The sequence below is a fragment of the Plantibacter sp. ME-Dv--P-122b genome, assembly GCF_030209375.1.
Classification (GTDB): Bacteria; Actinomycetota; Actinomycetes; order Actinomycetales; family Microbacteriaceae; genus Plantibacter.
Genome location: NZ_JARVSC010000003.1, coordinates 941,681 through 955,042, shown reverse-complemented (window position 1 = coordinate 955,042; position 13,362 = coordinate 941,681). Strand labels below are relative to the sequence as shown.

The 13,362-nt window shown below is 69.9% G+C and carries 12 protein-coding genes; 6 read left to right on the top strand and 6 right to left on the bottom strand.

Going from position 1 to position 13,362, the window contains the following annotated elements; translation table 11 throughout:
• Window positions 1-3: 3 nt before the first annotated feature.
• Both QRN19_RS09150 and QRN19_RS09145 read right to left on the bottom strand, forming a co-directional pair.
• Window positions 4-264 carry a DUF6458 family protein gene (locus tag QRN19_RS09150; RefSeq protein ID WP_085513906.1) on the bottom strand — a complete coding sequence of 87 codons (261 nt, stop codon included), beginning with the start codon at window positions 262-264 and terminating at the stop codon, window positions 4-6.
• Window positions 265-431: 167 nt separating this feature from the next.
• Window positions 432-1,097 carry a M15 family metallopeptidase gene (locus QRN19_RS09145; protein WP_285026487.1) on the bottom strand — a complete coding sequence of 222 codons (666 nt, stop codon included), beginning with the start codon at window positions 1,095-1,097 and terminating at the stop codon, window positions 432-434.
• Between the two features lie 197 nt (window positions 1,098-1,294).
• Between QRN19_RS09145 and QRN19_RS09140 the strand changes: the two genes are divergently transcribed.
• Together QRN19_RS09140 and QRN19_RS09135 are read left to right on the top strand one after the other, a co-directional pair.
• Window positions 1,295-2,020, top strand: coding sequence for a response regulator transcription factor (locus QRN19_RS09140; protein WP_285026486.1), 726 nt, complete (start codon window positions 1,295-1,297; stop codon window positions 2,018-2,020).
• Window positions 2,017-3,174: a sensor histidine kinase gene (locus QRN19_RS09135; RefSeq protein ID WP_285026484.1), complete on the top strand. Its 1,158-nt coding sequence runs from the start codon at window positions 2,017-2,019 to the stop codon at window positions 3,172-3,174. The genes QRN19_RS09140 and QRN19_RS09135 overlap by 4 nt, the downstream gene beginning before the upstream one ends.
• Window positions 3,175-3,238: 64 nt before the next feature.
• On the opposite strand, the gene QRN19_RS09130 is transcribed toward QRN19_RS09135, so the two are convergent.
• The 3 genes from QRN19_RS09130 to QRN19_RS09120 all read right to left on the bottom strand — a co-directional run bounded on the left by QRN19_RS09130 (window position 3,239) and on the right by QRN19_RS09120 (window position 5,708).
• On the bottom strand, window positions 3,239-3,691 hold the full coding sequence (locus QRN19_RS09130; RefSeq protein WP_285026482.1) for a hypothetical protein: 453 nt from the start codon (window positions 3,689-3,691) through the stop codon (window positions 3,239-3,241).
• Window positions 3,692-3,875: 184 nt separating this feature from the next.
• The gene (locus tag QRN19_RS09125) at window positions 3,876-4,943 is read right to left on the bottom strand and encodes a hypothetical protein (protein ID WP_285026480.1); all 1,068 of its coding nucleotides are present in this window, start codon (window positions 4,941-4,943) and stop codon (window positions 3,876-3,878) included.
• Window positions 4,944-5,036: 93 nt separating this feature from the next.
• Window positions 5,037-5,708, bottom strand: a complete 672-nt coding sequence (locus QRN19_RS09120) for a FadR/GntR family transcriptional regulator (RefSeq protein WP_064295672.1) — start codon at window positions 5,706-5,708, stop codon at window positions 5,037-5,039.
• A gap of 281 nt (window positions 5,709-5,989) precedes the next feature.
• Between QRN19_RS09120 and QRN19_RS09115 the strand changes: the two genes are divergently transcribed.
• The 4 genes from QRN19_RS09115 to QRN19_RS09100 are packed head-to-tail and all read left to right on the top strand — an operon-like array spanning window position 5,990 to window position 10,996.
• Entirely contained in the window at window positions 5,990-7,024 is a 1,035-nt protein-coding gene (locus QRN19_RS09115; protein ID WP_285026479.1) for a sugar ABC transporter substrate-binding protein, read from the top strand.
• Window positions 7,021-8,898: a sugar ABC transporter ATP-binding protein gene (locus QRN19_RS09110; RefSeq protein WP_285026478.1), complete on the top strand. Its 1,878-nt coding sequence runs from the start codon at window positions 7,021-7,023 to the stop codon at window positions 8,896-8,898. The genes QRN19_RS09115 and QRN19_RS09110 overlap by 4 nt, the downstream gene beginning before the upstream one ends.
• Entirely contained in the window at window positions 8,895-9,908 is a 1,014-nt protein-coding gene (locus QRN19_RS09105; protein WP_285026477.1) for an ABC transporter permease, read from the top strand. The genes QRN19_RS09110 and QRN19_RS09105 overlap by 4 nt, the downstream gene beginning before the upstream one ends.
• Window positions 9,905-10,996 (top strand): ABC transporter permease, encoded by a 1,092-nt coding sequence (locus QRN19_RS09100; protein ID WP_285026476.1) that lies wholly within the window; start codon window positions 9,905-9,907, stop codon window positions 10,994-10,996. The genes QRN19_RS09105 and QRN19_RS09100 overlap by 4 nt, the downstream gene beginning before the upstream one ends.
• A gap of 328 nt (window positions 10,997-11,324) precedes the next feature.
• Here the strand turns inward: QRN19_RS09100 and QRN19_RS09095 are convergent, their stop codons facing one another.
• Window positions 11,325-13,316 carry an aldo/keto reductase gene (locus QRN19_RS09095; protein ID WP_285026475.1) on the bottom strand — a complete coding sequence of 664 codons (1,992 nt, stop codon included), beginning with the start codon at window positions 13,314-13,316 and terminating at the stop codon, window positions 11,325-11,327.
• Between the last annotated feature and the right edge of the window lie 46 nt (window positions 13,317-13,362).

Sequence of the window (13,362 nt, the reverse complement as noted above, 5' to 3'; positions counted from 1 at the left end):
CGTTCAGAGGACCGGACCGTCGTTGTCGGTCGTGCTCCGTCGGGTGACGCGTTCGCCGCTGTTCGGGTCGACGGCTGAGCGCGTGGTCGATGAGACCTGGCGGTGACGCAGCATGAGGATCAGCGAGATGAGGAACACGACGGCGCCGGCGGCCATGAGGATGTACCCGATCATCGTGAGGTCGACGGCGGGCACGTCGACGTTGATGGCGAAGGCCAGGATGGCGCCGATGACCACCAGTGCGATTCCAGTTCCGATACCCATGACGGACTCCACTTCTCTCGGCCTTCGCGGTCCCGAGCGGCAGGCTCGAGCAGTGCAGGTCCCGCGACCGACTCAACCCAGTATCGGGGTGATCGCCGTTGATGAGACGGGGGTTGTGGCGGCGGAACGCGGAGGAGTAAGGGCGTCTGTCTCGACCGCCACCGACATCACCCGGCGTCGGGCAGGAGTTCCGGGCACTCGCCGCCGGGGACGGTGGCCAACTCGAAATGCCAGATCTCGTTCGCGTAGGTCTGGCAGAGGCCGTAGTCGGCGCCGTGCTCGATGAGCCAGTAATCGGCGTCCGTCGCGCCGATGTCGACGGCCGCCCCGCGCGTGTGCGAGGAGCCGTCGGGCGTGGCGACGTACTGCCGGGCCGCCGCCTCGCTGCCGTACTGGAGGATCGCCTCGTCGAGCAGGTGCTGTTGGTACGCCGTGCTCCGCCAGCCGGAACTCACGAACAGCGTGATGTCGTCGGCCGCCGCCGCGTCGGTCGCCTGCTGGACGGCCTCCAGGAGGTCCGCGTCGAGGTTCGCGATGGCCGGGAGATCGGTGTCGTAGGCCGAGTACCGGTTCTCGTCCAGCACGCCGTCGTCGGCCCCGAACGCGCCGTCGCTCGTGGTCGGGGTTCCGTCACCCGACGCTCCAGGCGGGCGCTCGGCCAGCGCGGTGATCCCGCGGGTGATGGTCGGCGCGACGCCCGTGCAGGCGACCAGGGCGATCGCGGCGGTGAGGGCGACAGCCGTGGCGGCGAGGACGACGACGGCCCGGTTCGGGCCGCGGCGGGGGCGGGTGCTCGGTCGGCCCGAGCGCTGGTGCTGGATGTGGTCGTTCATGGTTCCTCCTCGGTCGGTCGTCGGCGTTCGACACCCGACGGCCAGGACCCCAGTCCATCTGGACGGCGGTTGCGCGGGCGTCGGTCGATCACCAGACGGTTCCGAAACACCGAGCCGCCTACGATCGACACGACGCCCATCGCGGGCGCCGGAGCGACGCCACAGCCGCGTCCTCCGTCCCGAACACCGGAGGTCCCATGCGTGTCCTGATCGCCGAGGACGAGCAGTACCTCGCCGAGAGCATCCTCGAGGGGCTGCAGCACGAGGGGCTCGCCGCCGACCTCGTGTTCGACGGTGACGCCGCGCTCGAGCGTCTCGCCGTCAACGCCTACGACGTCGTGGTGCTCGACCGCGACCTCCCTGGCACGCACGGCGACGACGTCTGTCGCTGGATCATCGCCCAGGAACTGCCCTGCCGGGTGCTCATGCTCACCGCGGCCGCTGACCTCGACGACAAGGAGAGCGGCTTCGAGATCGGCGCCGACGACTACCTGACGAAGCCGTTCGAGCTGCGTGAGCTCGTGCTCCGGCTCCGGTCACTGGCGCGCCGACCCAAGGCGTCGCTCCCGCCCGTCCTCGAGTACGCCGGTGTGCGGCTCGACCCGTTCCGCCGCGAGGTGTACCGGAACGGCCGGTACGTGCGTCTGGCGAAGAAACAGTTCGCGGTGCTGGAGATCCTGCTCGCGGCCAAGGGTGGCGTCGTGAGTGCTGAGGAACTCCTCGAGCGAGCCTGGGACGAGCACGCCGACCCGTTCACGAACGCCGTGCGAGTGACGATGTCCACACTCCGCAAGGTCCTCGGCGAGCCGTGGATCATCCACACCGTGCCGGCCGTCGGGTACCGCGTGCTCCCGCCGGGAGAAGCGCCCGCCGAGGTGGGCGATGCGGACGCCGACGACGCCGACGACGAGGCGCGAGCATGACGGCCGGTCCCTCCGGAGACGACGCGGTCCGCACGACGTGGGTGACGGCCCGCGTCAAACTCACCGCGACCTACGCGGCCTTCACCATCGTGACGGGACTCATCGCGCTCATCGTCATCAACGTGATCATCTGGCGCTTCCCCGACTACCCGCTCGCGCTGGCGAGCGATCCGAAGCAGTTGTCCGCCATCACCCGCGGTGAGATCCGCGATTCGCTCATCAACTACTCGATGCTCGCGCTCATCGCGATGGCCGTGATCGGCACCAGTGTCGGCTGGATCGTGGCCGGCCGTGTCCTGCGGCCGCTGCACGATCTCAATCAGGCCGTGCGGGCGGCGGCCGAGGGCGCGCTCGACCACCGCATCGCGATGACGGGTCCTCGCGACGAGTTCCGCGAGCTCGCCGACCGCTTCGACGACATGCTCGCGCGCCTCGAGCAGTCGTTCCTGACGCAGAAGCGGTTCGCGGCCAACGCCTCGCACGAGCTGCGGACGCCGCTCGCGACGATGAAGATGCTGATCGAGGTGGCTCAGGCGGACCCGGAGGGCCGCGACGTCGACCGCGCGCTGCGGCGGATGCACGAGACGAACGAGCGCGGGATCGCGATCGTGGAGGCGCTCCTGCAGCTGAACCAGCTCGACCGCCGACCCCTCGTGACGTCGCCCGTCGACCTGGCGGCGGTGGCCCGCGACGCGTCGCAGCTCATCTCGCCGGAGGCCGCCGACGCCGGGGTCACGATCTCGTCGACCCTCGAGAGCACCGCCGTGCTCGGCAATCGCGTGCTCCTCCAGCAGCTCGTGACGAACCTGCTGTCGAACGCCGTGCGGTACAACGGTGGTCCGGACGGCTGGGTCTCGGTGTGGGTCGGTCCCGGCACGCAGGCACCGGGCCGCGCCGTCGTCGTGGTCAGCAACTCGGGGCCGTTGCTCGGTGCGGCCGAGGTGGCGCGGTTCGTGGAGCCGTTCGACCGCAAGGACGCCCGGATCGCGCGGGGCGCCGGACGCGATCGTGGGAACGGACTCGGGCTGACCCTCGCTGCCCGCATCGTCGAGCTGCACGGTGGCTCCCTCCGGCTCGCACCGCTGCCGGCCGGCGGACTCGAGGCGACGGTGCTGCTGCCAGAGGCGCACGGCGCCGGGCCGACCGAAGCCTGACCGTGGAACGACGGAACGGCCGACCGATCAGCTCGATCGGTCGGCCGTTCCGTCGGTACCGGGCTCACTGCACGGCGCAGGCCCTGGCCTCATCGAACAGGTCCTCCGGCAGGTCCCACACGCCGTTCGCATCCGGGTCCGGGACGTCGAAACCCTGGTCACGCAGGCACTGGGCGCGGAGCCGGAGCTCGTCGGAGATCTCCACCCTGCTGGGCTGGTCGGGGTCCGCGGGCGGTGGGCCGAGTTCGGTGACGCAGGCGTCGTAGGCCGCGTTCATCGCCTCGCTGCCGTCGAGCGTGATCGCGGTGCCCGGCTCCGGGTCGTCGACGTCGATGCCCCGGTCACGGAGGCAGCCGGCGAGGGAGATCGTGTAGTCGTCGTACGCCTGGGCGTAGGAGTCGGCGGTCGTCGGCGAGCCACCGCCCGAGGGCGTCTCGGCTGATTCGGAGCAGGCGGTGAGCCCCAGCATGAGGGCGAGGACGGGGACGGCGAAGCCGAGAGCGACTGGTCGGCGCATGGGAAGGTCCTTTCTGACGGGCGACCGGTGTCGGTCACCCAGTCATCCCATCAACCCGCTTGTTCCGTCCTCGTCTCCCGATCACCAGACGTTCCCAACACCCCCCTGCCCGCGAACTGTCACTTGCTGCTAGTCCTGCCCGTCCGGACTAGCAGCAAGTGACAGTTCGCGGGCAGGGCGAGGGTCAGTTCATGCGTGTGACGATCCAGACGATGAGCGTTCCGACGAGGAACGCGACGGGGATCCACGTCCCGGATCGTCGCAACCGCCGGCCCGACGGAGCGACGCCTGGCGGTGGGGTGAGCAGTCCGATAGCGGGGGAGGCGGTCTGAGCACCGGGTACGAGCTGGTGCCCTGACGCTCCGGTCGCTTGCGACGGAAGACGGTCGTCCCGCCACCGGGCCCACTGGTCGAACTTCGTCATCAGCGCGTCGACGATGCCGAACAGCCAGGCCCACGTGTCGGGATCGAGGGTCGACACCTCCCGTTTCGTGTAGAGGAAGAGCCAGTCGTCGATGATCTCGACGTCGAGCTCGGCGGCGTGGTCGATGAACCTCGCCATGATGTCCGGCGTGAACAGGTACAGGGCGTCGCGTTCGTAGCCCGCGGGACAGTAGAGCGTGAAGTGCCGGTCGAAATCGCCTTCCAGCGACAGTCGCTGGGCCCGTTGGAACGCCGCCGGGAGGTTCGAGCCGAAGCCGTTGTTGCCGATCGCGTCGAGCACGATGTTCGGCAGCGGGACGTCGAGCTTCACCGCGACGTACCCCCAGTGGTGCGTCGTCGAGCTCTTCCCATGACGGACCGTGTACCGGTAGTTGGCGAACTCCACGGGGCGGGGACGGTTGCCGCGCAGCACGTCGGTGGACTGCCGCGACGATCCGATCCCGAAGATCATGCCGGGGAACGGAGGATGACTGGAGTCGGCCGTGTAGGTCATCCCGTTGGCCGCGGCGAACTGGGAGAGGCGGAAGCGCTTGATGCGCCTTGTCCGCCAGGAGAAGACCGCGAGCACCGCGACGACGGCGCCCGCGAGGAGCCCGATCATCAGCAGCGGCGTCGGGCCGGAGCCGTTTCCGGACCGCGACGGCAGCCCGCCCAGCAGGACGAACCCGGCGACGGCGACCACGGCGATCCCCGCGATCAGGCCGACGAACAGACGGGCCGACGGCGCGCGATGATACGAGGGCGCTTTCGCCATGGCGTCACGGTCGATGGGGTCGATGAGCGCTCGGGTGTCGATCGTGCCGTCCATCCCCTCACGCTACCTGCCCGCGAACTGTCACCAACGGCTAGTTGAAGCGGCCAGGACTAGCAGCAAGTGACAGTTCGCGGGCAGGGGGAGGGATTACATCGAGCGGCGGAGCCAGCTTTCGACGCCGGAGACGTGGACGGTGACCAGGGCACGGGTGAGTTCGGTGTCGCGTTTCTCGAGGGCGTCGACGATCGCGTGGTGCTCCTGCAGGGTGCGGGCGACGGCCTTCTCCTCGGTGAGGCCGCGCCAGATGCGGGCCCGAACCGTCTTGCTGCCGAGCGCGGCGAGCAGGCTCGCGAGGTAGGCGTTGCCGCTCAGCTCGATCACGCGGGCGTGGAACTGCAGGTCGTGCGCGACGAGATCCTCGACCGTCGTCGACTCGTCGACCTCGTCGACCATGCTGCGCAGCTCGGCGATCCGCTCGTCGTCGAGGTGTTGGATCGCCATCACCGACGCGGAGGGTTCGAGGATGCGGCGCACCTCGAACATCTCGATGAGGGAGGCGTCGGCGTGCATGTCGATGACGAACGACATCGCCTCGTGGAGCAGGCTCGGCTCCAGGGTGGTGACGTAGGTGCCGTCGCCGCGACGGACGTCGAGCACACGGATGAGCTCCAGCGCCTTCACCGCCTCGCGAAGGGAACTGCGGGAGAGCCCCAGGGTCTCGCTGAGCTCCTTCTCCGGAGGGAGGCGCTGGCCGGGTGTGAGGTCGCCGGCGACGATCATCGCCTGGATCCGCGCGATCGCCTCGTCCGTGACTGCCATGCGACCCCCTGCTCGAGCGAGACGGTCACCGCGCGCACCGCCTCGCGCCATGATACATCCGACGTTTTCGCTGGCCGCATTCCGATCGGCCTCCACGCACCGCCGACGCCGGGCGCCTTGTGTTACGTCAGGTTGAGCGCCCTCTCGCGGCCCGTCCGATCACTCCCTACTGTTGCTGCAACCCGACGTCCCGGTGCGCTCCGACCGCACCGACAGCGGACGCCGGCACGCTCCACCACCCCCCAGATCCGTCCCGCACCCCACCGTCCTCTGGAGTCTCCATGCGTCGTCGATCGCGCCTCGCGCTGTCCCTGGTCACCCTGGCCGTCGTGGCCGGCCTCGCCACCGGTTGTTCCCTCAAGCAGTCCTCGTCCAGCGAGTCGACGAGTGGCGCCACTGCCAGCTCGGCCGCCTCCGACGTCGACGTCCCCTCACTCAAGGGCAAGACCGTCGGCGTCGCCGCCAAGGACGTCGTCCGCGACTTCGGCCGCCTCACCTACCAGGGCGTGCAGGACCGCCTGGAGGAGCTCGGCGCCACGGTCGTCGCCACCCAGGCCGACGCACAGGATGACAAGCACCTGGCCAACGTCGAGAACCTCGTCTCGCAGAAGGTCGACGCGATCGTCGTCATCCTCGGCGACGCGACCACGCTCGCCCCGGCGCTGCAGCAGGCGAAGGACGCCGACATCCCGGTGTTCACGATCGACCACGCCAGCGAGAACTCGGTGAACAACATCGGTTCCGACAACTGGCAGATCGGGTCGACCCTTGCCCGCACCCTCGCCGAGGACATCGGCGGGAAGGGCAAGGTGCTCGTCTTCAACGGCTTCTACGACGTCACCCCCTGCCAGATCCGCTACGACGAGTTCAAGCTCGTGCTGAAGAACTACCCGAACATCGAGATCATCGAGCCCGAGCTGCAGGACATCTACGAGGGCACGATCGAGGACGCCAAGCAGAAGACGAACGACGCACTCACCCGCTACCCCAAGGGCGAGATCTCGGCCGTGTGGTCGTGCTGGGACCTCCCCGCGATCGGCGCCTCGCAGGCCATCGACGCGGCGGGTCGCGACGAGATCAAGGTCTACGGCGTCGACGCCGAGCCCGGTGCGCTCGACCTCATCCAGGACCCCGACTCGGTGTACCAGTTCACGGTCGCGCAGCAGCCGACGCTGTTCGGGACGACGAGCGCGAACAACGTCGCCCTGTACCTCGGTGGCAAGCAGGACGAGGTGCCGCTGAGCACCTACCTCGACGCCGTGTTCATCGACAAGGCGAACGTCGCCGACGAGCGCAAGCGACTCGGTCTGGAATGACGTACGACACCTCGATCGACGAGTCGACCGCCCAGCGCACGTCGGGCGGCCGGGCCGGTGCCGTGACGACCGGCGCATCGGCTCCCGCCGTGAGCATGCGGGGCATCGCGAAGGACTTCGGTGGCGTCCGCGTGCTGGACGACGTCGACCTCGAGGTGCACCCGGGCGAGGTGGTCGCGCTCGTCGGCGAGAACGGCGCAGGCAAGTCGACGCTCATCAAGATCCTCACCGGCCTCTACACGGCGAGCGAGGGCACCATCGAGATCGACGGCGAACCGGTCGTCATCCGCAACCCGGGCGACGCCGAACGACTCGGTGTCCGCGTCATCCACCAGGACCGCCACCTGGCCGGTCGACTCACGGTCGCGGAGCAGCTCTTCCTCGGGTCGCGCTCCGCGTTCCTCACCGGTCGGCAGCTGGACCGCCGTTCCGAGCGCGAACTGCTCGACCTCGTCGGCCTGGACGTGCCGGGCAGGACCCTCGTCGACGAGCTGAGTGTCGCCGAGCAGCAACTCCTGCAGCTCGCGATCGCGACGATCACCCGCCCACGCGTCCTCGTGCTCGACGAACCCACCGCACCGCTCGCCGCCGGTGACGTGGAGCGGTTGTTCCGCACCGTCCGGACCCTGCAGGACCAGGGCGTCGCCGTCATCTACATCTCCCACTACCTGCAGGAGGTGCGCGACATCGCTTCCCGCGTCGTCGTCCTCCGCAACGGTGAACGTGTCGGTGCGCTCGACCTCGCCGATCCCGACGCGACCCTCGACGCCATCGTCCAGCTCATGGTGGGGCGAAGCGTCGAGGAGTTCGGCGACCGCGAACGGATCGCCGCCGACGCCGGCGCGGAACCGGTGCTCGCGATCGACGGCCTGACGGTCCCGGAACGGCTGCACGGCGTCTCGATCGACGTCCGTCCGGGCGAGATCGTGGGCGTCACGGGTCTCGTCGGCTCGGGCCTCGAGGAACTGGCCGACGCGGTCACCGGCCTGCGCGCACATGGCGGAACCGTGCGACTCGGCGGTGCCACGATCCGCTCGCCGCGGGCCTTCGTCCGGGCGGGTGGGGCGTACGTCCCGGCGAACCGCCACCGCGACGGCATCCTGAACCGCCAATCCGTCCGCGAGAACCTCACGCTCGCCGCGCTCGACCGCATCACCGGCCTCGGCGGGATCCTGCGTGGTCGACGCGAGCGGGAGATCGCCGCCGATCTCGTCACGAGGCTCGACGTCCGGCCCGCGAACGACACCACGGTGGCCGGCAATCTCTCCGGCGGCAATCAGCAGAAGGTCGTGCTCGGACGGTGGCTCGCGGCCGGGTCGACGGTCTTCGTGCTCGACCAGCCGACCTCCGGCGTCGACATCGGGTCGCGCCAGCAGATCTACGCGGAGATCGACGCGCTCGTCGCGCAGGGCGCCGGGGTCCTGCTCGTGAGCGTCGACCTCGAGGAGCTGATCGGCCTCGCCGACCGCGTCCTCGTGCTGTACCGCGGGACGATCCGCACCGAGCTGCCCCGATCGCAGGCCACTGCCGACACGATCCTCGCCTGGTCGACCGGCGCCGCCGAGGTCGCGTCCTCGCCGAAGTCCCCCTCGGTCCCGCCGGTCTCTGAGCCTTCTTCGGTCCCTGAGCCTTCTTCGGTCCCTGAGCCTCCTTCGGTCCCTGAGACTCCTTCGGTCCCTGAGCCTGTCGAAGGGCATGAACCGCTTGTCGACGGGCCCACCTCGTCAACCCACGCGGATTCCGGCACCTGGACCGCCCCGGTCCCTGAGTCTGTCGAAGGGCCCACGTCGTCGACGCAGGCCGATCCCCCGAGGTCTGCCCCGTCGGCAGGCCCTGGAGGCGGCACGCTGCCCACCAGAGGAGACTCCGCATGACCGCCCTCTCCGCTCCACCCGCTGCGCCCTCTGCCGCGGCGGAGTCCACGACGAAGCGTCGTCCGGTCTCGCGGCTGGGACTCATCGGCTACGCGATCGTCGTCATCGAGGTCGTCGTCTTCGCGGTCGCCTCGCCCGGCTTCCTCGACCCGGCGAACCTCGCGACGATCCTCACCCAGTCGGCGGTCTACGCGATCGCGGCCTTCGGGCTGTCGATCGTCGTCGTCACGGGCGGTGAGGACGTCGTCCGCGGCGGCATCGACCTCTCGATCGGCGCCGTCCTCGGCTTCTCAGGGGCGCTCGTCGCGGTGCTCCTGCAGGCCGAGCTCGGTCTGCCGCTCGCGCTGCTCATCGGGCTCGGTGCGACGGCGGTCATCGGGCTCGTGAACGGTCTCGTCGTGATCGCCGGGATCCGACCACTCCTCGTCACCCTGGCGATGATGAGCATCGTCACGAGCCTCACGATCGTGATCACGAACAACGTCAAGGTGCCGGTCTCCGACGCCGGGCTGGTGTGGCTGCGGAGCGGGCACGTCGTGGGTGTCCCCGCCGCGGTCGTCGTGCTCCTGCTCGTCTTCGCAGTCGTCGCCTTCGCCACAGGGCGCACCAGCTGGGGTGTCAAGAACGCCGCGGTCGGGCAGAACCCGACGGCCGCCCGGGTGGCCGGGATCGACGTCAACCGCCACATCGTCGTCAGCTACGTCCTCGCGGCGGTTCTCGCAGGAATCGCGGGCGTCCTCATGACCAGCCGGTTGTCCGCTGCATTGCCGGGGATCGGCGAGCAGTCGCTCATCGACATCCTCCTCGCGACGTTCCTGTCCATCGCGTTCTCCCGTCGGCTCGTCGTCACGATCACCGGGACGCTGTTCAGCGCCGTGTTCGTCGCCATCCTCACCAACGGCTTCAGTCAGCTCGGCGTCCCGAGCCAGTGGATCGGCATCACCAAGGGTGTGCTGATCCTGCTGGTCCTCGCGGTCGCTGCGATCCGCGAACGGAGCGTCAAGCGATGAGCATCGACACGCGTGCGCAGTCATCCGCCACCAGCGGCGTCCTCGTCCCGAACACCGGGCCGGCGGCACCGGGAGGCGGCGGCGACCAGCGTCCCGGCGGACCGCTCTCGAAGCTGACGGTCCGGGGCCTCGGCGCCGCGGTGCCGCAAGCGCTCGCCCCCGCGGTCCTGGCCGTACTGCTCATCGTGTTCGCGGTGCTGTCGCCGTCCTTCCTCACCGTCGACAACCTGCTCGGTGTGCTCAACCAGAACGCGCTGCTCCTGCTCGCGGCCGTCGCGATGACCGTCGTCGTCCGCGCCGGCGGCATCGACCTCTCGATCGGTGTCGCCATCGACCTCGCGGCGCTCACCGCTTCGGCGCTCCTGGCCGACGACTACGTGGCGTGGGTCGCGATCGTCGGTGGCCTCGTCGTCGGGCTGCTCGTCGGGGCCGTGAACGCGTTCCTCATCGTGGTGCTGCGCATCCGACCGTTCCTCGCGACGCTGAGCGTCTGGTTCATCGGCGGTGGCGTGCAGCAGGTCGCGACCGACGGCGGGTCGCCCATCTACCTGTCGCGGAGCAGTGTGCCGGACGAGTTCGCGTGGCTTGGCGCGGGGACGGTCCTCGGCGTCGCTGCGCCGATCGTCGTCGCCGTGCTCGTGCTGATCCTCGTCTGGGCTGCACTCGAACGGAGTCGCTGGGGTCGGGTGCTGACCGCGGCGGGGGAGCAGCCGACGGCGACCCGGATCGCCGGGCGTTTGGCGGGGACGTCGATGGCCACGGCGTTCATCTTCGCCGCCGGGATCGCGGCCATCGCCGGGCTGATCCTGGCCTCGCGGAGCCAGGGCTTCGTCGCGAACAGCGGTCAGCTCTACGTGCTCGACTCGATCGGTGCGGTGTTCATCGGGACGACGCTCAGTCGGACGGGACGGCCGAACCTCTTCGGGACGCTCGTCGGCGTGCTCATCTTCGCGCTGCTGACGAACGGGATGAACCTCGTCGGGCTGTCCTTCTACTGGCAGGGGCTCGCCCGAGGTGTCGTCCTCATCCTGATCCTGCTCCTGGGCGTCCTCCTGGCGCGCGACCGCGCCCGCAAACCCCTCACGTGACGCCCGCCCGACCCGGGGCGTCGTGGTGTGGTTGCGCCAGCGCGGTGCGCTGACGCGAGCGCGACCCACACGCGTGAGCGCGGGTCTCTGGAGACCCGCGCTCGCGCTCATGACCCGCGGTGAGGCCCAGCGCACCGCGCTGGCATCGAGTCGCACCTGGCCGGGCCTCACCCCGCGCTCACGTCAGCGCGGTGCGCTGACGCGAGGAGGAGGGATTCGGCGCGAGCGCGACCCACACACGTGAGCGCGGGTCTCCGGAGACCCGCGCTCGCGCTCATGCCCCGCGGCGACGTCAGCGCACCGCGCTGGCATCACCCGAGGGAGCCGATCAGACTCGGAGGTCGAGCCAGGCGACCTGCTCCGGGGTCAGCTGCAGGGACAGGGCATCGGTCGACGAGCGCGTCTCCTCGATGGACCGCGGACCGATGAGCGCGAAGGTCGGGAAGTCCTGCGCCAGCACGTACGCCAGGGCGATCGCGGTCGGCGCGACACCCAGCTCCGAGCCGAGCTGCCGGGCACGGGCCAAGCGCTCGAAGTTGTCGTCGCTGTAGTAGCAGCGCACGAGATCCGGGTCCGACAGGTCCTCGGGCTCGGCACGCCCCGTGAAGAAGCCGCGCGCCTGGGACGACCACGGCAGCAACGGCGTCTTCGTCTCCTCGAGCCACGCCCGGCTCGTCGGATCCGTGACCTCCACACACCCGGCCCACGGCACGTCGAGTGCACGAGCGAGACCGAAGTGGTTGCTCAGCGCCGCGAAGCCCCGCTTGCCGTTCGCCGCAGCGTACGCGTTCGCCTGCTCGAACCGCTCGATCGACCAGTTGGAGCCACCGAACGCACGGATGCGACCGGCCTCGGCGTGCTCGTTCAGCACGTCGACGAACTCGCCCACCGGCACCTCGACGTTGTCGCGGTGCATCAGGTACAGGTCGAGGTGGTCGGTGCCGAGGCGGTCGAGGCTCTCGAACAGCTGGCGCGAGATCGACTCCGGGTCGCAGAACGGCGTGTGCGCACCCTTGCCGATCACCACGACGTCGTCACGGAGGCCGCGGTTGGCGAGCCAGCGTCCGAGCAGCTGCTCCTGCAGGCCGTCGCCGTACAGCCAGGCCGTGTCGAAGGCGTTGCCGCCGCGCTCGAAGAAGTCGTCGAACATCGCCGACGCGTGCGCCAGGGTCTGCTGGTTGTCGACACCCATCACGAGCCGCGAGATGTCGTGGTCGATGCCCGCGATGCGACCGGTCGGCATCGCGAGCTCGGCGCGCACGGCGAGCGGGCGACCGGAACCGGTCGGGATGTCGGTGTCGATCGACTCGAACGGGTACTCGAGGCCGACCGCCTCGCGCCAGCGGTCGAGGGTCGCCGCGTTGCCGAGCGAGTCCGCCCAGCGCATCTGCGGCGCCTGACCGGCGTCGGCGAACTGCGCGACCGCGTCGGCCTGGATCGCGTACTGCGGTGCCCCGGGGATGTGGATCGACTCCGTGCCCGAGATGGTGCGGACCTCGATCGACGAGCCGTCCTCGACCGACGGCAGCCACGGGTCGGACACGATGATCTGGCCGGTCGAGCCGGTGACGACGACGCGGTTGTCGTCCTGCAGCCGCACACCGCTCGTGACGTGCGCCGTGATGCCCGACGGGAAGACGAGCGACGCGCTGGCCCACTCGTCGACGCCGGTGGAGCCGATGGTGCCGTTCCCGGTGACCTCCGTCGGGTCGGCGAACGGTGCACCCACGGCGGCACCCGCGATGAGTCGCGAGATGGAGACGGGGTAGCCCCCGACGTCGAGGATGCCGCCGCCCGCCAGTTCGGGGTTCATGAGCCGGTGGTCGGCCGGCAGGTCCGCGGCGAACGCGAACGACGCCTCGATGTGCTCGACCTCGCCGATGGCGCCGGACGACACGAGCTCGACCAGCTTCGCGGTCTGCGGGTGGAAGCGGTACATGAACGCCTCGGCGAGGTACACGCCGGCACGACGGGCGGCCTCGATCGCGAGCATCGCGCCGGCACGGTTCACCGAGAGCGGCTTCTCGCTGACGATGTGCTTGCCTGCTTCGGCCGCTTCGATCACCAGCCGGACGTGCTCCGTGTGCGGGGTCGCGATGTAGACCGCGTCGACGCCGGGGTCGGCCAGCAACTCGGCGACGGAGCCGTACCCGCGGACGGGAGCCGTGCCGTCGCCGAAGCGCTCGCCGAACTCCTCGGCGCGCGATGCGTCACGACTGGCGACGGCGGCGAGTCGACCGGTGCGACTCGCGTGCAGCTCGGTCGCGAACCGTTCGGCGATCGTTCCGGGTCCGATGATCCCCCAGGCGACGTGTTCCATATGGTGGTGCTCCTCAACGTTGATCGGCGGTGCGGTGGTCTGTGGT